A 20,007-nucleotide genomic window follows, 5' to 3' on the forward strand; every position below is an offset into this window, starting at 1 on the left:
GGCTAGCCGATGCGTTTTCGGTCACCTGGTTTGCTCGGCCCTCAAAGAGGAGAAAAACTGCCCCTCGGTCTAAAGAAAGTGCCCTTCCAGAATCGCTCTCAAGCGCCTAAAGCAGGTCTGCCTAGACCGACACCCATTCTGAAACTTCGACTCTTTAAACGGTCGTTACTCCAGAAGCTGCTGCTTTTCCTGCGCCTGCTGCTCCCAGTACTGCGACTTCGCGGAATCGCCGAAATCTTCATAGATGGAAGACAGTGCATTTGCGTAGTACAGTGCCTGCTCAGTGGGGATGCCTTCAACCCTGAATGCAGATTCCAGCAGGCTTGCGCCGTCAGTTTCGTGGCCCAATTGGAACAAGTACTGTGCACACTGCTCCAACTGGGCAGCTGCATTGGAAGGGTCATCGTTTTGCATGGCCAGGGCAGAAGCTTCGGCTGCTCCGCTGATGCAATCTTCAGGGCGGGCAAAAGTGAAGTATGCGCGGTTGAGGGATTCCTGCACGTATAGCTTCTGAGCTGTGGTTTCTGCGAGTCCCATTGCGGTGCCCAGGGTTTCCAGCGCTTCGGTGGAACCGAGGTCTGCCTGGACGATGGCAATGCTGTCCAGCAGTTTCAGTTCAGCTTGGTGTTGATCATCAAGCATTTGAGCATAGGGGAGAGAGTGGTTGAGCTCCTCCAGCAGTTGCTCGTGCATGTCTTGGGTGTAGAGGACATCCGTGATCATGGTCATCGCTTGGACTGCGAGTTCGAAGTTGCCGAACCCTGCGGCGTTTTCGCGAGCGTGGCGCAAAATTGCTGCGGCAGCCTGGGGGTCGTGGATAGCAACGGTAGCACCCAAAGGAAGGAGTGCTTCAGTTTCAAGTTCATCAAGTGTCAGATTCTGCTCGAATTTAGGCAGCAGCAGCTTTTCCAGGATTTCGCGGGCTTCAATTGGTTCAACCTGGGCGAGTTGCATGCCCAATCGCAGTTCTTCCTCACGGTGGGAAAGTCCTGCCGCTTGAAGTTCCTCGAAAGCGAGTCGTGCCATTTCAATGGAGCGTTCCTGCCTGCCCACAAATGAGTAAAGCTGCGCGAACTGGCTGGCGGTGCGGGCAGTGGTTTCACGCATGCCGGCGCCGATCATGTACCCGATAGTTTCATCTAGGATGGCTTCGCCGTTTCCGGTGTTTTGAACAACGGCATGTTGGCCGAAAATGCTGTCCAAGGCGAGTTCTTGAACAAAGTTTCCCTGTGTACGAAGCTCCTGGTAGAGGGCTACGTCGAGGTTCTCCGGGCTTTGAGCAAGCAAGATGGTGAACTCGGAGAACTGGGCCTCGAGGTTTTCGAATCTCAGCTCAGGATGGGAAGCGGTTTCCTCGATGATCTTGCGGGCGATTGCAAGTGGCTCTTCGTTTTCCTCGCCGTATGGAACGAGATCGATGTTGTCCAATGCCATTTGATTGAGGACTGCCCAAGACCTCAAGTCATCGCGAATCAGTTCCGCTTCGGTGAGGTAAGTCTGGACATCGGGGTTATTGAGCTGCTCCACGGTTTGGGATTCCAAGAAATTGACAGCGCGATAGCCCTGGCGGCGAAGCTCCGAAAGGAAAAGTTCGCGTCCTTCTGCTTCTTTTCCAGGCTGATCAAGCAAGGTGATGGCATAAGCCAGACGCTCATAATCAGAAAGCTCCGCGAGCTCATCGGCGTTGAGCAGGAATCGCTGCGCATCGGAAAATGCCCTCTTACCATTGGCGATGCAGAAACGGTACAGTTTGTCCTGAGCATTCGCAGGCTCAGATGGGGTCGCGGTTTGCGCCTTGAGCAGCAAATTGGAACCGCCCAATCCCACTGGAATATCCAGGGTGGAATTAGCGATTGAGGCCTCGAAACGCTTCATGAAATTGTCGTTGCCATTGCGGGCGTCATACTCGCGCGCCAGGTTGCGCGCCAATTCCAGGCAGCGTTCTTTAAGCTTTTCGACGTTTAGATCCTCATCGTGGCCAAACACCTCTCCAGTACCGGAGACAACAAGATCCCCGAAGCCTGCGCGTTCAGTGGAGGACAGCAACGTGTAGGTGCCCAAGTAAAACTGGAAATGTCCCAGAGTTGCCAAAGGATCCGTGATCAAGCGGTGCTGGTAACGGGTGAGAAAGCCCAAGCCCCTGGAATGGTTTCCAGTGATGCCGAGGAATTCTAGGTGGCGTCCAACGGAATCAAGGGACTGGAATTCGGGGTTTGCCTTCGCACTGACATCTTGCAGGTAGCGGGCATAATCAGCATCGCCGGACTTAAGCACACGCAGCATGAACGCAGCGAGGGTGGTTTCTGGCTCCATGACGCAGCCGATGGATCCGTAGCTGATGATTTGGGAGACGAGGTTTTGGGTTTCGTCGTAATCATCTGCCGCCATTGCGAGTGCCGCTTTTCCTGCAATTTGGCAGGTTGGGCAGTCGTCGAAGGGATCGTCGTGCGGGGAGGCGTCGATAAGCTCTTGCAGCTCTAGCGCACGCTCGAGGGAGCCGTTCATCAGGGCGTCGTCGCGGCGCTCAATATCAATCGCGATGCGCGGGATACCCGCGCGCGTGAAGTGTTCATCCATCTGATCGAGCATGTTGTCCATCTGCTCACGGGTGAACAGCACTGAGCTAATGACCAGGTTGAGGGCGTTTTTGTACAGCCAAAAAAGATCCGGGTAGGAACCGTCGCCCTGGCCTGGGAAGCGAGCTGGATCGCGGTCATGCATGCCGACAGCTGCGGAAAAGTGGGTGAGCATTGAGGTGTGATCCTCGTTGATATTGCCCAGCGTGGCCAGAAACAGTCGAGCTTTAAACTCAGTATCTTGATCTTCGGTTTCCTGTGCCACGCTCAATGCAAGTTGAAAAGCTTCCATCTGCTCATCGTTCATGGGCATGTCAATTGCACGATCTAATAGCGCAGTCGCCGACTGCTCAAAGGCATAATCCATGGCCTCGAGAGTAGCGGAGGATTGCCTTAGATATCGGATGACAAAGACAAAGAAACCAGATCTGCCAGCGAATCATTAAGCAGCGCGCGTTCCTTCACCCGCAGTGGCCTCTTGCTGGACAACAATGCCTGAACGTAGAGCAAACGCACCGTGCGCGACACCACGGCGGTGTCATCAGTGGAGGCCAATTTCCTGACCAGCGAATTGTTCCAATTCAAGCACAACGCGGACAGTCCCTGATCTTGTGGAATGTTGGCTGTTTGACGGCTCAACGTGTTATCCACCGTTGCCAAAATGTCAGCCCAACGATCAGTCGTTGCGCTTTGTGTTTCATTGCGATCCCGTGAGGCCTGCGCCTTGGAATCAATAATCACCACGGCAGGAACATCTGCGGGTTCAAAAACCCTCGTTGCACCTTTGATCTGGAAATCCTTCAGCGAGTCCGTGACTTGTGCATCCAGTGCCTTGGCTTTTTCTACATCCTGCAGCGGCGGAAGCTCCATCAGATCCATGGATTCGCGCAGGTCAGCAGTAGATACCGTAAGCGGTGGGTAGTGAACGGGAATGAGCCGAGCCAGATCGCTGTCGTGAATGTAGCCGCCATTAATAATCAAGGTGTCCGGGCGCGCAATGGTGTTGAGCTGCCTGAAATCATCCAACGTGGTAGCCAGCTGCAGCGACACATCCTCGGTGATGGACAACGTGGTGATCTCACCGATCGAGATGCGGCCACGAGAGGTCTCCAAAGTGAGAAGACCCAACATGGTTTCAGCCAGGTCCGCGTCCGATAGGCACAGCTCGCGCAGGGCAAGATCATGAATCGCAGTAAATTCCCGCACGCGGTGAGGCTTGGTCATGGCGAGATTAATCAGCCACGATTTAATGCACTCACCGATATGTTCCCTGGTTGCCGCGAACGCGGTGTCATCCATGAGCGCTTCACGCGATGCGGTGGGTTCCAAATCGGTTGAATTGATTTCACATTCCACAAAGAACGCCCAGTTGGGCAACACCGTGGAAGGCCCATCAGAGACCAACATGCGGTTGACATAAATACTGTGACGCCTGGACATATGCGGAGCCTGAGCCTCCGGCAATACATAAGCCACACCCTCGATGCCAGGACCGGTGAGATCAATGACATCAAAAGGAGTTTTACCAAGGCGCTCCCGGCCGGCATACAGCCTGTGCTGCTGATCAGTATCTTTTGCAAACACCGGCGATGTAGTGATGGTGGTGTTTTTCTCACTCTGCACCACAATTGAAACCGGCAGGTAACGGCCATAATTGCTCGCAATGGTGACCACGGAATTTTCCGTCAGCAACGTGCGCTCATCAGGGCGCGGTGTCAGGTGCACAGTCGTGCCCACCGGAATGACATCCGTTGCGTCATCCCCAAGAATCTCCAGGTTAAACGTGCCATCCGCATGACCAGTCCACCGAATCGCCGACGCACCCTCCGCATGCGACACCATGGTGATCTCATCCGCCACCATGAAACAACTAAGCAGCCCGATGCCAAATTGCCCCAGGCGACCTTCCCGCTGCAGACCGAATTCATCGCGTTTCGACGTCCGCCCCACCGTCGCCAGCAATTCCCGCGCCTCCTGCGCGGTCAGGCCCGTACCATTATCAACCAGTGAAAACGTGGCACGATCCTTGGTCACCGGCCGAATACGAATACTCGGCTCGTAGCCCTCCTCACCCTGTTCAGAACGTGCAGTACAAGCATCAACCGCATTCTGCAGCAACTCACGCACATACACCCTCGGACCGGAATAAATGTGGCGACTCAAAAGATCAACAACGCCGCCGAGGTCAACTTGGAAATTATCACGTGAGGATTCTTGCATACGCCTATAAAAGCACAGTTTTGAATCCACAGGGCATCAGGGCGTGCAGAAAGATAGTGTGGTGCGCATGGAAGCAACAACGATCGATGACGCAATCGCGAAGCTCATTGACATCTACGACACCTCGACCAAACTGGCCAAAGAAACCCTCAACAATGAGGACTACGCCGCATACGCCGATGTTGTTTACCCCAAACTCACCGTTGACGTGCTGGAATGGAAACCCATCGACCGCACCGAACCCTTCGGCTATGTGGATCGAGCCGGGCGATACTCCGCCACCTTGTCCAAACCACGCGTGATTGAGCGTTACCTCCGCGAACAACTCGAGCGTCTCACCAGTAATTATCCCTGCAAGATTTACGTATCTGAGTCAGATATCCGCATCCCACCGGAGTACATTCGCGGCGCACCTTCCGCTACCGAAGCTCGCCGTGCTGGTGATGTTGCAGATATCATCCCACGCCCCACCCTGGATGAAGTCCACGACGCAATTATCGACGGCGACTGGCACGCCTTCAACGGCCCCGAACTCCCGCTTTTCCACTTCGGGCCGCAACGCTTCGACATCGCCTGCGCCCGCATCGAGCACTACACCGGCATCAACGTGGAACACGTGCAGAAGTACATTCTGTTCACCAACTACGCCATGCACACCACCGAGTTCGTGCATTTTGCCATGTCCGAACTTACCTCGGAAGACTCCCGCTACGTGGGTCTATCCTTGCCAAACGGGCAGGTAATTGACCGAGAGACCGCCACCAGCCTCGGTACGGAAACCCTTGATCTGACTAGCCGTTTCCAAATGCCTCGTTACGATCTCATCACCGAAGCCGGTGACGGTATTACCATTATCAACATCGGTGTCGGCCCATCCAATGCAAAAACTATCACCGACTGCCTTGCTGTACTCCGCCCAGAAGCCTGGGTCATGATCGGCCACTGTGCTGGCATGGACGCCCGCATGCGCATCGGCGACCTCATCCTTGGCAACGCCTACCAGCGCGAAGACCACATTCTGAATACCCGCATCCCACTTGGTAATCCGATCCCGGCAATACCAGAAATTCAAAAAGCTCTAGAAGCCAGCGTCGACGAAATCTACGGATCCGACAACAGCCTCATGCGCACCGGTACGGTCTTATCCACCGACGATCGAAACTGGGAATGGCACACCCCAGAAGACCTCTGGAACTGGCTCAAAGGATCCACCGCCGCAGCTGTTGACATGGAATCTTCCACCTTGGCCACCAACGGATATCGATACCGCATTCCATACGGCACCCTGCTGAGCGTCTCTGACCTGCCACTACACGCAGTGCCGAAACTTCCCGCGCAAGCGCAGGCGTTTTACTCCAACTCCAAGGAAGCCCACGTCATGTGTGCTGTTCGTGCAATGGAATACCTGGCAGTAGATCCTGAACGGTTGCGTACCCGTAAACTGCGCAGGACCTTAGGTGAGGTGCCGTTTCGCTAAAGTCTCGGAGAGCTAGGCCAGTTGCGCGGCCATTTTTTCAGCCGCACGACGTGTCGCATCGCCGAAACCTTGGCCCACTGACCTGATCACTCGGTTGAGAGGCGTGGCAATACAAACAGCGGTGCTGTTGCAAAGTTGGGGCAGTAGGAAGATCGACGTGAAATAATCACAGCCATGGGTATCTTCTCCGGTCGTCATTTCCCCCGTGACATCATTTTGTGGGCAGTGCGCAGGTCACTGCCGCTACGGGGTGAGCTGACCTAAGATCTGGAGGAAATGATGACTTCAGCCGCGGCGTGCCGGTCGATCACACCACGATTCTCACCGCTGGGTCCAGAAATACGCCCCTGAGCTGGACAAGCACACTCGGTGGTACCGGCAGGTACCTGACTGGCAGGCCCGGTCCTGGCGGGTGGATGAGACCTACATCCGGGTCGGCGGCAGGTGGTGCTACCTCTATCGGGCTATTACCGCCGGTGAGCAGACCCTGGACTTTTACCTCTCCCCGAAGCGCAACGTCGCGGCAGCGAAGCGTTTCCTGGCTAAGACCCTGCGGTCGAACGCGTCAGCCGGGTCCCCGCGGGTGATTAATACAGATAAGGCACCCTCCCTGGCCAGGGCAATCGCTGAGTTGAAGTCAGAGGGAATCTGCCTGCCAACAGTGGAACACCGGCAGGTGAAATACCTGAACAACGTTCTCGAGGGAGATCATGGGCGGCTGAAAAGGATCCTCGGGCCGAAGGGTGCATTTAAGAACTTAGACATCTGCATATCGGACGCTGAAGGGGATGGAAGCGATGCACTCCTTGCGGAAAGGTCAGGGGACGATGTTTGCTTACGGGCAACCGAACCCGGACGCGGTGATCGTCAGCCGGGTCTTCGAGACGGCCTGAGAACGCTGAGTCGCAGAGACCATGGAGAAATGAAACTCGGGCGTTCGTGGCCCCTCCACCCGACTTTGCAACAGCACCGTTCGAGATACCTTGAATATGCTCCATGATCTTCGCGAACGCGAGGTTGGAGTACGTACCCTGGCCGATCCCATCAAGGTCGATTCCTCCAACCCCGATGACCCAATGGCCCAGTTATCAGTCGTGATCCTGTCGTTGTTCGGTCAGATGGAGCGCACCTACGCCATTGAGCGCGCGGCTCATGCCCGGGCCGTGGCGACCGCGAAGGGAAAACAGGTGGGCCGGCCCAGCGTAGTCGACCCGGCGAAGCTCCGCTACGCGGAGCATTTACGCAATGAGGGGTACTCGATGCGGGAGATCGTCGAGGAAACAGGAATTGCCCGCACCAGCCTCTACCGGCACCTGCCGCCTAGGCCGGTCGAGGCCCACACTGTCGAAGGGCAGGACGCCGCTCCTGGTGATGGTTAGTGAACACGGCTTCTGAAAAATGACGGACAGTGCAGGTGAGTCCTGAAATTTGAATTTCAGAAGTCGACTTCACTCCGCAGGTCACAGTGTGCAGATAGTGCAGACGATTTCTGAAAACCACAAATGGTGTCCGGTTCACCTGTCACGTAAACGTTCGTTCCGGTGTCGGGTGCTTGCCCTGCTGCCAATTCTAAAACCCAAAGATGAAGAGCAAGATTCTCCTTGCCCCAATCATAATTAAACATGCTTCGCGGCGATTACCTGCGCTAACATCGTATTGAGAGCGCTTGTGATGGAGTATCGTGAAAATATGGGACGATTGAAAAAAGGTTTTCTCGTCATAGCAGTTGCTGCGACTACTGGGGTTTCTGGTTGCGGAAACTACACCCCGGTTATGGACATACAAGGATTGACCGGAGTGTCTAAAAGTGACGACGGAACAGTTCAATTAATGATTGAAACCTGTTCCTTGACTCTCAACCGTATTGTCGTTTCTGAGGGGCGAGAGGGGATTGAAGGTAATGAACCAAACCCCAGACTGGGGGAGATAAGCCCGCTCAGGAATAAAACAGGTTTCTTAGAAGTTAACCTGGATTCAATAGGGAGTGACTGGGAGGGGAGCGACCGGATACTACTTCCTGACGACGACGAGCTTTTTATCGTTTCCCCTGAGGTGTCAGAGAAGAATTCCGCCATACCTCAGGTTTCTGCTACGCAAGCTGCTTTGGAAAGATTGAGACCTGGGGAGGTTATTATTCATAATGGAGAGAAAGCTGCGGTGGAAGAGTTTTCTACTGCTTGTGATTAGCTAAGTAGAAGGCCCTCTCCGTGTGCAACTTTCCCTCTCATCAGAGTTTTTACAGGTTGTTCGCGTGAGACCAGGTCACCCCATGCCAGTAGGTGACTGCCGTGTTGAGGCAACTTTGACGACGCACATCGAACCCGCTATAGACAGTCCTGCAGATGCTATCCATATTCATTTTCAGCTCGGAGATCGCCTTGGCCAGGGAGGGTGCCTTATCTGTATTAATCACCCGCGGGGACCCGGCTGACGCGTTTGACCTCAGGGTCTTGGCCAGGAAACGCTTGGCCGCCGCCACATTCCGTTTTGGTGAGAGGTAAAAGTCCAGGGTCTGGCCACCAGCGGTAATAGCCCGATAGAGGTAGCACCACCTGCCGCCGACCCGGATGTAGGTCTCATCCACCCGCCAGGACCGGGCCTGCCAGTCAGGTACCTGCCGGTACCACCGAGTGTGCTTGTCCAGCTCAGGGGCGTATTTCTGGACCCAGCGGTGAGAATCGTGGTGTGATCAACTGGCACGCCCCGCTGAAGTCATCATTTCCTCCAGATCTTAGGTCAGCTCACCCCGTAGCGGCAGTACCACCGCACTGCCTACAGAATGATGTCACGGGGGAAATGACGACCGGAGAAGATACCCATGGCTGTGATTATTTCACGTCGATCTTCCTACTGCCCCAACTTTGCAACAGCACCAATTCAACTGGGCTCTTGTTACTAGCACTAATGTTCCTTTTTCAAACACTGGATCAGAGTACTTCGCCAGAAAACTGGATCAGTTGAACCTGACCGCCGACACGTTCAGATTGGAACGTGACAAAAACTGCACAAGTTCTTAGCCTAATCATCGGGCGAGTGGCTTTCCGTGCGCGTGCTTAAACTGCTGCGATTTCAACGTCAGCAAGATCATTGCCGGAAGTGTCATCGAGGTCTATTTTCCATTTCAGCTGGCCGTCGTCTTCGTCTAATTCAACAGAATCAATAATTCCGTCTGGGTATTGATCCAGCGCTAGGCCAATGGCTTGAGCTGCGGTGACTGTGGCTGCGTGAGCTTCGCGGATGTCGTCATCATCATCGTTGTCGCGGTCGTCGACGCTGATTTGGCCACTGGTGGTGACATCAAGTTCAAGGACTTCTTGGCCAACTATAACATCGACTTCGTATTGATCGGAGGAGTCTTCGCGGTCAATGTCGGTGATGATCCCGTCGGGGTATTGGGCAAGGACGATGTCGATGATGTCGAATACCGGATCGTCATCAATCGCGGCAGAGGTGGCGGTACTTGAGGAGGTAGAAGTGGTGGCATCTACTGCAGAAGCAGTTTCGCTGGAAATGGTGGATTCTGCTGTTCCGGAATCGGTGGAGCTGCAGCTAGCGAGGAGAAGGGGAGTGGATACGAGCGCGAGGAAAAGTTTTGCGTTCTTCATGTGTTCAACCCTATGAAGTGAATATGAAATGAAGATGAGAGTTTGTTTTGAGCGGTAAAACGGGGGTATCAACAGGCTGAGGTGGAAGCGTGTGCGCTGCACTTTTGGCAATTTCAGTGGCGTAAAAAGGGGTGCGGTGGTTAAAAATCCATGTTTGGGATTATGTTGGGGGCCACATCTGAAAATAGTTGCTGGGATCCATCACACCTACGATGCGAAACGGCACCCACACTGCTGATCTTGAAGGAGAACCGCCACCATGACATCGATGAATCTGCCTATTGAGTTGGCTACGCTGTCTGACCAGGCTGTGGACAAGGTGCGCTCCTGGCTGGAGTACAGCAAAAAGGAAAGCGTGCCCAATGCCGATGCGAAGCGTCTAGCTGCAGTGTTGCAGGATCCTAATGGTTTGGAATTCACGGTTGGTTTCGTGGATCGAGTGGTTCGAACTGAGGATCGTGAAGCGGCAGCGCATGCGTTGTATGAGTTGGGCAAGATTGCTCCGTCGACGATGTCCTTTTTGGATCGGGCGCAGATTCAGGCTGGTTCTTTGGTGGGGCGGGCGTTGCCGCAGGTTGTGGTTCCTGCGGCGCGGGCTCGAATCCGGCAGATGGTTGGGCACATGATTGTGGATGCCCGCGACAAGCAGTTCGCCAAGGCTGTCGCTGAGATTCAGTCGGATGGGCACCGCCTGAACATCAATTTGCTAGGTGAAGCGGTGTTGGGCCGAAAGGAGGCAGCGAAGCATTTGGATGACACGGTGCGGTTGTTGCGCCGTCCGGATGTGGAATATGTGTCCATCAAGGTCTCCTCGGTGGCATCGCAGATTTCGATGTGGGGTTTCGAAGACACCGTCACTTACGTTGTGGAACAGCTGACACCTTTATATATAGAGGCCGCGCGGGCGCCCCAAGGCACGAAGTTCATCAACCTGGACATGGAGGAATATCGCGACCTGCGTCTGACCATGGAAGTGTTTAAACGGCTGTTGTCCAAGCCGGAGCTGCATGAACTAGAAGCCGGAATTGTGTTGCAGGCGTACCTTCCCGATGCCCTCGGTGCGATTCAGGACCTGGCGCAGTTCGGCCGCGAGCGCGTCAACACAGGCGGGGCGGGCGTTAAGGTTCGCCTGGTCAAGGGGGCTAATTTGCCCATGGAGCACGTCCATGCACAGATCACCGGCTGGCCGGTTGCTACGGAACCTTCCAAGCAAGCCACTGATGCCAACTACAAGCGCGTGCTGTATTGGACGATGCGTAAAGAAAACATGGAGGGCCTGCGCCTGGGTGTTGCCGGCCATAACCTTTTCGACATAGCATTCGCGCATTTACTCTCTGTGGAGCGCGGGGTTGCCGACCGTGTGGAGTTCGAAATGCTGCAGGGCATGGCGTCCGATCAGGCGCGCGCCGTCAGCGTTGACGTCGGTGAGCTGCTGCTTTACGTACCAGCCGTGCGCCCACAGGAATTCGACGTGGCCATTTCTTACCTCGTGCGCCGCCTCGAGGAAAACGCCGCGAGCGAAAACTTCATGTCCGCCATCTTCGACCTCGACGCCGACAACCCGTCCTTCAAGCGAGAGGAGAGCCGCTTCCGCGCCTCCATATCTGACCTCGCCACGCTTATCGACGTGCCCGCGCCCGGCCCCAACCACACACAAGACCGCAGCAAAGAGACGCTTCTCGACGCCCCCCTCGTCCCATTTATCAACGAGCCCGACACCAACCCAGCGCTCATCCAAAACCAACAGTGGGCCACAAAAGCCCTCGCCACCGCAGCAGAGCCCGGTTGGTTGGAAAAACAAACAAAGCCGGAGGTGTTGGAAGAGGGGGACGTCGACAAGCTAATTAACGATGTGCGCGACGCTGCTGAAGCGTGGGCAGCGCGCCCAGCCCGTGAACGCGCTGAGATTTTGTACAAGACCGCCGAGATTTTGCGCGTGCGACGCGGACACCTGATCTCAGTGGCGGCCGCGGAGGTGGGCAAAGCTGTGGAACAAACCGACCCGGAAATCTCTGAAGCCATTGATTTCGCCCGCTACTACGCGCATTTGGCCCTGGAATTGGACGACGTAGACAATGCGGAATTCACCCCAGATCGCGTCGTTGTGGTGACCCCGCCCTGGAATTTCCCCATCGCGATCCCCGCTGGATCGACTTTCGCAGCACTCGCGGCGGGCGCTGGCGTGATCCACAAACCCTCAAAACCTAGCCAACATTGCTCCGCTGCAGTGGTCGAAGCCCTCTGGGAAGCCGGCGTTCCCCGCGAGGTTCTGCATTGCATTTACCCAGCTAATCGCGATGTTGGACGTGCGTTGATCAGCCATGAACACGTCGACCGCGTCATTTTGACCGGCTCCTCCGAGACCGCCGCGATGTTCTCCTCCTGGCGACCAGAACTCACCATCAACGGCGAAACCTCCGGCAAAAACGCCATCGTGGTCACCCCATCTGCCGACCGCGACATCGCCGTCGCCGACCTGGTGAAATCCGCCTTCGGCCATGCAGGACAAAAATGTTCCGCAGCCTCCCTCGGCATCTTGGTAGGCAGCGTCTACGAATCAGAACGCTTCCGGAAACAGCTGGTAGACGCCGCATCCTCACTCATCGTCGACTGGCCTACCAACCCCTCCGCAACCGTCGGACCACTCACCGAACTCCCCAGCGATAAACTCCACCACGCCCTAACCACCCTCGAAGAAGGAGAAAGCTGGCTGCTGAAACCCCGACAACTCGACGACACCGGCCGACTCTGGTCACCCGGCATCAAAGAAGGCGTCAAACCAGGAACCTTCTTCCACCTCACAGAAGTATTCGGACCAGTCCTCGGCCTGATGAAAGCCACCGACCTCAATGAAGCCATCGAATTCCAAAACGGCAACGACTTCGGACTCACCGGCGGACTCCAATCCCTCGACGCCGACGAAGTCCGCACCTGGCTTGACCACGTCGATGTCGGAAACGCCTACGTCAACCGCGGCATCACCGGCGCCATCGTCCAACGCCAATCCTTCGGAGGCTGGAAAAAATCCTCCGTCGGCCTCGGATCCAAAGCCGGAGGACCCAACTATGTCATGCTCATGGGAACCTGGGCCGACGCGCCAAGCCACCACGCCCCACGCAAAACAAACCCGCTGATCAGCAAACTGGATCTGTCCGGTGAAGACATCGAATGGCTCGAAAAAGCCAACGCCAGCGATGAAACAGCATGGAACACGGAATTCGGCAGCCCACGCGACCCCTCCGGCCTCGATGTAGAAGCCAACATCTTCCGCTACCGACCAGCAGAGGTAGTACTCCGACTCGATGATTCCGCTATACCTCGCGATGCTGCCCGCGTACTTTTGGCAGCGCGCCGCGCCGGGGTTACTCCGCGAGTTCTTCAAACACCAGGTGTTTCAGAGCAAGTCCGCGAAGTATTGTCCGCTGCTGGAGTGAGTGCAGAAACAGTCGATGATTCAGTATTTATTTCCAACGTGTTGCGCGGCGAATACGACGAGAACTCCAGCGTCCGAGTCCGCTACCTGGGCAAAGTTAGCGACACTGTCCGTGAACGCCTAGCTGTACGGCCCGAAGTTGTTCTGCTTGACGATGCAGTAACTGCCTCCGGTCGAGTTGAATTACGTTACTGGCTCAAAGAACAAGCAATTTCCATGACGTTGCACCGTTTTGGAAACCCAGTTGCGGCTTTCCACGAGTTGGCGGAGGAACTTAAACGTTGATGGTTTTGCGCATGGGTCGCTGCGTGCCGATTTAAGGGCTCCGTGAGTCGCAGTGACCTGTTGTCCTGATTTCAGTTCTGAAGGCTCTTAGAGGCGATTCTAGAAGGGGTCGAATTTGGGGCCATTGGGGCTGATGTGATTCCTGCATACTTGCTGCATGATTACTGTTCATCTTCTCGTTGCGGATTGCCGGGAAACCTCAAAATCGAACGAGTATTTGCATAATACGGACCCATTAGCGCAAATCTTCGATCAAAATCTACCTTTTGCCGCGGTTCGGGGACGGATTTTTGCGTTTCGACACACCTCAGGCTCCAATGACTTATTTCTGAAAGTCTCCTGAAAGGTTCCAAGGCAAGGATTCACCACGTTTGAGTGAAAACCTCGGATCTGTGGTGAGTTCGCGCAAGATCGGACTCCGAAACCGCAAAAATCCACCACGTTTCGGTTGATCAGAGCGATTTGTGGTGGATCCTAACCGATTTGGCGGTGGGCGCAGTGACGACTCCATGGGAGGGCTGTTTAAAGGTCATATGTCGATTTTGGGGCGAAAAATCGACACGTTTTCTAGATGTGTTTAAGACATCAACATATGGCTTGTGCTACTGAAAGATTTTTATTCTGAAATTCTGTAGAAGCGCTCCTATGCTCGGGGCAGTAAGTTGTGAGCATAGGAAATGGAGCACGGCGTGACCGTTATTAAAGGCACTGAATTTGATGTTTTCCCACTAAACCTCGGTGGAAATACCTTTGGCTGGACCTCGAATAGGGAACAGACCTTCGCGGTTTTGGATGCATTCGTGGCAGCGGGAGGAAACTTTGTTGACACCGCCGATTCTTATTCTGCATGGGTTGAAGGCAATGAGGGTGGCGAGTCGGAGCGGGAGCTCGGCGCGTGGATTAAGGAACGTGGCGCAGACAAGCTGATCATTGCTACCAAGTCTGGTGCGTTGGAGCCTGTTGCTGGTCGTTCCCGTGAGGCAACTTTCAAGGCTGTCGAGGGTTCCCTGGAGCGTTTGGGCGTGGAATCGATCGATATTTTTTACTATCACTACGACGATGAGGCAGTCAGCATTGATGAGCAGGTTGCTATCGCTAATGATCTGATTGCACAGGGCAAGATTAAGCACCTCGCATTGTCTAACTACAGCGCGGAGCGTTTAGCTGAGTTCTTTGAGAAGTCTGTAGGCACTCCAGCGCAGCCGGTTGCTCTGCAACCGCACTACAACCTGGTGTCGAGGAAGGATTATGAGGAGAACGTGCAGCCACTCGCCGAGAAGTATGGCGTTGCAGTCTTCCCTTATTTCGCGCTTGCCGCGGGTCTTTTGACCGGAAAGTACACCTCCAAGGAGGATATTTCGGGTAAAGCGCGTGCGGGGCAGTTGGATCGTTACGCCAGCGATGAGGCGTTTGCCGTGGTGACAGAGTTGCGTGCTGTTGCCGATGAGTTGGGTGTTGCGCCAACGACTGTGGCGCTTGCGTGGTTGGTTGCGCATGGTGTGACCGCACCGATTGCGTCCGTGTCCAAGGTAGAGCAGTTGAAGGATTTGATGGCTGTGAAGGATGTGGAGCTGAGCGCTGAGCAGCTTGCACGTTTGGATAAGGTTTCGGAGCCTTTCGCTTAAGCTCTCCTCAAAGTAAGTGATGCAAGTCATAACATTTGCATTACGGTTGCCTTATTTTCCGATATTTATTCGGTGAGTTACTTAGTCTGGCTGGCATCGCCGGAAAACCGGACCGAGGTTTTCCGCATGACTGCAAAGGTCTGAGAAATGAGCTCAACAACCTCAAAAACCTCAGAAAGACAACAGCCAGACGCACCGACGAGCAAGCTCGGTAAATGGAGCGATAAATTTCTCAATGGTGTGGAAACACTTGGAAACAAGCTGCCCACACCATTTACGCTTTTCTTAATCCTTTTCCTCCTCACAGCGCTGGCCTCATCGGTCATGGCGTGGATGAACGTGTCCGTGATTGTGCCGGGTTCGGATGAGGAACTATTTGTAAAAGGCCTGTTCACCGGTGAAGGCCTAACCTGGTTGACTACGAATCTCGGGGCAAACTACATCGGGTTCCCGCCGTTGCTCACCGTGTTGCCAATTCTGTTGGCAGTGGGTGTTGCTGAACGTTCCGGCATGTTGGCTGCGCTGATTAGGAAACTTTTTGGTTCGGCGAAAAAGATCGTGCTGCCTTATGCCGTTGGTGTGATTGGTGTGACGGCGTCGATCATGGCGGACGCTGCCTTCGTGGTGGTGCCACCTTTGGCCGCGATGGTGTTTAAAGCTGCTGGTCGGCACCCTGTGGCTGGGCTATTGGGTTCGTTTGCAGCTGTGGGTGCAGGATATTCCACAGCGATTGTGCCCACCAGCCTTGATGCACTTTTTGCGGGAATTACCAACGCCGTGATGGAGACTCTGCCGGGAATCGCCACAACTGAAGTGAATCCGGTGTCGAACTATTACTTCAACATTGCATCCTCGATTGTGCTGGGTCTGCTGTGTGGTTTCCTCATCGATAAGGTTCTGGAACCCCGCATGTGGCGTCAGGATATCGCCACCGAATACGCGGAGAGCGTTGAACCGATAAGCGGCACCGGTGATGAGGAAATCTCGGCAACGTTGACGGTTCAGGAAAACCGCGCACTGGCGATCTCCATGTGGACCACCCTGGTCACGGCCATCATTGTGCTGGTAGTTGTGCTGATTCCTGGATCCCCATGGCGAAATGAAGACGGCGGATTCCTCCCAACTTCGCCACTGCTGAGCTCTGTGGTGTTCATCGTGTTCTTGTTCTTCATGGTGATGGGTCTGGCCTACGGCATGGTGGTGGGCACGATCAAGAACATGGATGATGTCGTGAACATGATGGGCGAAGCAATCAAGGACATGATTGGTTTCTTGGTTTTGGCCTTCATTTTGGGACAGTTTGTGGCGCTGTTTAACTGGACGGGCATCGGTACCTGGACTGCTGTTCAGGGCGCTGCGGGATTGGAAGTGATCGGGCTTACCGGATTCCCTGCGATCATTGCATTTATTATTTTGGCGTCATGTTTGAACCTGCTGATTATTTCCGGCTCTGCGATGTGGACGCTGATGGCTGCGGTGTTCGTCCCGATGTTCGCTCTGCTTGGCTATGAACCATCATTCATTCAGGCAGCATTCCGCGTGGGTGACTCGGCAACTCAGGTGATCACACCGCTGAATCCGTACATGATTGTGATCCTCGGTTTGCTCCGTCGATACGAACCGGATGCAGGTTTAGGCACCTTGATGTCAAGGCTTATCCCATTTGTGATCCCTTTCTGGCTAGCCTGGGCTACATTGTTGGCAATTTGGTTCTACGCCGATTTGCCGCTTGGACCTGGCTCTGCGATCTTCCTCGAAGGATAAGTTTTCATGAGTACTGACAATTTTTCTCCACAAGTTCCGTCGACTGTGTATTTGGATTACATGGAGCAAGGGATTGCCGCGCGTAAAGCGGAGGCAGAATCTAACGCCAGCACGCAGGGGGAGAGCCCGGATTATCCAGGCCAGCAGGTTATTTGGCGCCTGATCCAGGAAGCAGGGGAGTCGTTGCGCGATGAACTGCGCACACTGGCTTTCACGCTGCACGACCATCCGGAAGAAGCGTTCGAGGAGGTGTTCGCCACCGAGGAAATCACAAAACTTCTGCAAAATCATGGTTTTGAGGTTCAGAGTGGAGTTTATGGTGTTAAAACCGCTCTAGAAACTAGTTTTGAAACCCCTGGTTATGATCCAGCGCAGCATCCAAGCATTGCGATCTTGGCGGAATACGATGCCCTTCCAGAGATCGGCCATGCATGCGGGCACAATATCATCGCAGCAGCTGGTGTTGGCGCATTTTTAGCTGTCACCAACATGATCAAAACTGCCGAAGTGAAAGGCGTGGATCACCTCGACTTTGAAGGTCGGATCGTGCTGTTGGGAACACCTGCTGAGGAGGGGCATTCCGGCAAGGAATACATGATCCGAAATGGCGCATTCGATGGCATTGATGCGTCGATTATGATGCACCCCTTTGGCTTCGATCTGGCGGAGCATGTTTGGGTGGGCAGACGTACCATGACGGCGACGTTCCACGGTGTCTCTGCACACGCGTCTTCGCAGCCTTTCATGGGTAAAAATGCCCTCGACGCTGCAAGTTTGGCGTACCAAGGTTTTGGAGTTTTGCGTCAGCAAATGCCGCCGAGCGACCGTCTTCACGCCATTATTACGGAAGGCGGAAACCGGCCAAGCATCATTCCAGACACTGCAACGATGTCGCTGTACGTGCGTTCTTTGTTGCCGGAAGCACTCAAAGACCTATCGAAACGCGTGGATGATGTGCTCGATGGGGCGGCCTTGATGGCGGGGGTTGGCGTCGAAAAGCAATGGGATGTGCACCCAGCTAGCTTGCCCGTGCGCAACAATCATGTGTTGGCGCGGCGCTGGGCAAAAACGCAGAATCTGCGTGGTCGAACTGCGCTTGCCGAGGGCATTTTGCCCGACACACTCGCCGCATCGACTGATTTCGGCAACGTTTCGCACCTGGTTCCGGGCATTCATCCGATGGTGAAAATTTCTCCGGAAAACGTTGCGCTCCACACCAAGGAATTCGCCGCTTATGCGCGCACGGAAGAGGCCATCGACGCAGCCGTCGACGCCGCAATCGGGCTGGCGCAAGTCGCCGTTGACGCGCTTGCAGATCCGAAAATGCTTATCGACGCGACCCTCGAGTTCACCAACTCCGGCGACGTACTTAAAGTAGGGGACTATTTGGCTTAGGCAACGACTCCGAAACCTTCAAGAACGTGTGGCACTAACAATTGCGGACTATCCTTGGGAACTGTTTTAGATTTTATTCAGGGTAGGGAGATTGTTGTGGATGAACGAAGCCGGTTTGCGCGCAGCGTTTTCCCGGACGGTGAAGAACCAGATCCACGTTTCACTTTGGCCAATGAGCGCACGTTTCTAGCATGGACGCGTACGTCTTTGGCGTTTCTTGCCGGTGGTATTGCTTTTGAGGCGTTCCAGATCAGTGGACTATCGGATACTGTCCGTACAACAATCGCGGTTTTTATCATTGCGGTTGGCATGATCATTGCCGCTGGTGCTGCGGTGAGGTGGATGAATGTGGAGCGTGCAATGCGTAAACAGAAGCCACTTCCCGTACCTGCGATTATTCCGTTTTTGTCTATCGCAGCCTTGGTGGCCTCTGCGGCTGTCTTGGTTCTGATTATTGTTCAGTAACATCAGAAACAATGCGCATTCATGAGGATCCAGGTTTGCAACCTGAACGGACTGTGTTGGCATGGAATCGTACGACGGTGTCCTTGGCTGTGTGTTCGGCAATTTTGCTGAGGTGGACTAATTTCTATGGGATTTTTGCACTGCTGCCGGTGGTGATTCTCAGCGGAATGGCGATTTTCATCTTGTTTACGCAGCGGGTTCGTTATGAACGTCAGGCTATCGGGCTTGCGGATAATAAATTGCCACCTAATATAGTTGGGGTTGTTTCTTTAACGGTGACACTTTTGGCGTTCGGGGCCGCTGGAATTGTATTCGTCTTCATTGATTAAAACGTTTGTGTTGCAAAGTAGTAACAGGTCTATAACTTTTGTAATGAGGGGTTTCTTCTTTGCGATATTGATGCGATTATGGCAACTAACGCCCAAGGGATTGGGTTGGTAAGGCTTCTGGTTGGTGTCGCGATTCTTGCTAGCGTATTGGATGAGCAATGAGCCCATTGTCCTCCAGTCAGAAGAAGCCCCTCACCGTGTAACACCCAAAACACGGTGAGGGGTTTTTGCTGCGTCATTTTAGGGTGGCTACTGGTCCGTTAGTCGTTTGTGCATGTTGTGCGTAGAGAAGCTAAGGACAAGGTCCCTGTCCATGAGTTGAAGAGGACTACAAAGCATATATGGCTGTAGACCTTTTCTTTATTAGGATCACTTTGTATGAAGTGCGCGGATGGTAATGATGTTGAAAAACCAATCGACCAGGGGTTAGATTGATGCTTCTGACCGGTGCGAAGGTATCGATAATGCTGTCAAATACATCTACATTGAGCAAGCTGTCTGAAATCAGGCTGTGGCAGCTGCCGGTGGTGAGTGGAAGTGGTCGAACTACCAGGTCTATTGCGGTTCCCACTTGCACTGCTCGGACAAGTGCAGAACCAACCGTCGGGTGCTAGGAGCAAAGAGAGCCAGAACGGTCACCAACCTTCGTCGGATCGTCGGGTGGCAGCCTTGGATATCCCGGTATTGGTGATCATGCCAGCTAAGCAGGTGAGGTTGAATTCCATGATCGCATACACAGCCACGTGGCGTTCGTAGTTAACTCCCCGACTGCAGATATGTCAGGAAGCTGGCCTTGAGATTCGCATTGTCCTGTTCGATTAACAGTATGGCTA

The 20,007-nt window shown here is 54.3% G+C and carries 11 protein-coding genes and 3 pseudogenes; 10 read left to right on the forward strand and 4 right to left on the reverse strand.

Annotated elements, in window-relative coordinates:
• Positions 1-165 precede the first annotated feature (165 nt).
• Both KW808_RS00605 and KW808_RS00610 read right to left on the reverse strand, forming a co-directional pair.
• On the reverse strand, positions 166-2,943 hold the full coding sequence (locus KW808_RS00605) for a hypothetical protein (RefSeq protein WP_499652408.1): 2,778 nt from the start codon (positions 2,941-2,943) through the stop codon (positions 166-168).
• A 26-nt stretch (positions 2,944-2,969) separates the two neighbouring features.
• Positions 2,970-4,796: an HSP90 family protein gene (locus tag KW808_RS00610; protein ID WP_003859922.1), complete on the reverse strand. Its 1,827-nt coding sequence runs from the start codon at positions 4,794-4,796 to the stop codon at positions 2,970-2,972.
• A gap of 67 nt (positions 4,797-4,863) precedes the next feature.
• Here KW808_RS00610 and amn point away from each other — a divergent pair, with 67 nt between their 5' ends.
• From amn to KW808_RS00630, 4 genes and pseudogenes are all read left to right on the forward strand, one after another.
• Positions 4,864-6,273 carry an AMP nucleosidase gene (amn, locus tag KW808_RS00615; protein ID WP_003859919.1) on the forward strand — a complete coding sequence of 470 codons (1,410 nt, stop codon included), beginning with the start codon at positions 4,864-4,866 and terminating at the stop codon, positions 6,271-6,273.
• Between the two features lie 174 nt (positions 6,274-6,447).
• A pseudogene (locus KW808_RS00620) lies at positions 6,448-7,166 on the forward strand (IS6 family transposase).
• A gap of 75 nt (positions 7,167-7,241) precedes the next feature.
• Positions 7,242-7,652, forward strand: a pseudogene (locus KW808_RS00625) (helix-turn-helix domain-containing protein); the annotation flags it as partial.
• A gap of 289 nt (positions 7,653-7,941) precedes the next feature.
• Positions 7,942-8,460: a hypothetical protein gene (locus tag KW808_RS00630; RefSeq protein ID WP_144290629.1), complete on the forward strand. Its 519-nt coding sequence runs from the start codon at positions 7,942-7,944 to the stop codon at positions 8,458-8,460.
• Positions 8,461-8,632: 172 nt separating this feature from the next.
• Here KW808_RS00630 and KW808_RS00635 read toward each other — a convergent pair.
• Both KW808_RS00635 and KW808_RS00640 read right to left on the reverse strand, forming a co-directional pair.
• Positions 8,633-9,042, reverse strand: a pseudogene (locus tag KW808_RS00635) (IS6 family transposase); the annotation flags it as partial.
• 284 nt (positions 9,043-9,326) lie between these two features.
• Positions 9,327-9,878 (reverse strand): PepSY domain-containing protein, encoded by a 552-nt coding sequence (locus KW808_RS00640; RefSeq protein WP_003863681.1) that lies wholly within the window; start codon positions 9,876-9,878, stop codon positions 9,327-9,329.
• Between the two features lie 268 nt (positions 9,879-10,146).
• On the opposite strand from KW808_RS00640, the gene KW808_RS00645 reads away from it, so the two are divergent.
• The 6 genes from KW808_RS00645 (at position 10,147) to KW808_RS00670 (ending at position 19,174) form a co-directional block, all read left to right on the forward strand.
• Positions 10,147-13,596: a bifunctional proline dehydrogenase/L-glutamate gamma-semialdehyde dehydrogenase gene (locus tag KW808_RS00645; protein WP_003863682.1), complete on the forward strand. Its 3,450-nt coding sequence runs from the start codon at positions 10,147-10,149 to the stop codon at positions 13,594-13,596.
• Positions 13,597-14,273: 677 nt separating this feature from the next.
• Positions 14,274-15,221 (forward strand): aldo/keto reductase, encoded by a 948-nt coding sequence (locus tag KW808_RS00650; protein WP_003863683.1) that lies wholly within the window; start codon positions 14,274-14,276, stop codon positions 15,219-15,221.
• Positions 15,222-15,368: 147 nt separating this feature from the next.
• Complete coding sequence (locus KW808_RS00655) at positions 15,369-16,985, forward strand: AbgT family transporter (RefSeq protein WP_040072418.1); 1,617 nt, start codon at positions 15,369-15,371, stop codon at positions 16,983-16,985.
• A 6-nt stretch (positions 16,986-16,991) separates the two neighbouring features.
• Positions 16,992-18,380 (forward strand): M20 family metallopeptidase, encoded by a 1,389-nt coding sequence (locus KW808_RS00660; RefSeq protein ID WP_003863685.1) that lies wholly within the window; start codon positions 16,992-16,994, stop codon positions 18,378-18,380.
• A 96-nt stretch (positions 18,381-18,476) separates the two neighbouring features.
• A complete protein-coding gene (locus KW808_RS00665; protein ID WP_003857248.1) occupies positions 18,477-18,845 on the forward strand; it encodes a YidH family protein in 369 nt (122 codons plus the stop codon).
• A gap of 11 nt (positions 18,846-18,856) precedes the next feature.
• Positions 18,857-19,174 (forward strand): DUF202 domain-containing protein, encoded by a 318-nt coding sequence (locus KW808_RS00670; RefSeq protein WP_003857246.1) that lies wholly within the window; start codon positions 18,857-18,859, stop codon positions 19,172-19,174.
• Positions 19,175-20,007 lie beyond the last annotated feature (833 nt).

Origin of the sequence: [Brevibacterium] flavum (assembly GCF_019317305.1) — a bacterium.
Taxonomy (GTDB): Bacteria; Actinomycetota; Actinomycetes; order Mycobacteriales; family Mycobacteriaceae; genus Corynebacterium; species Corynebacterium glutamicum.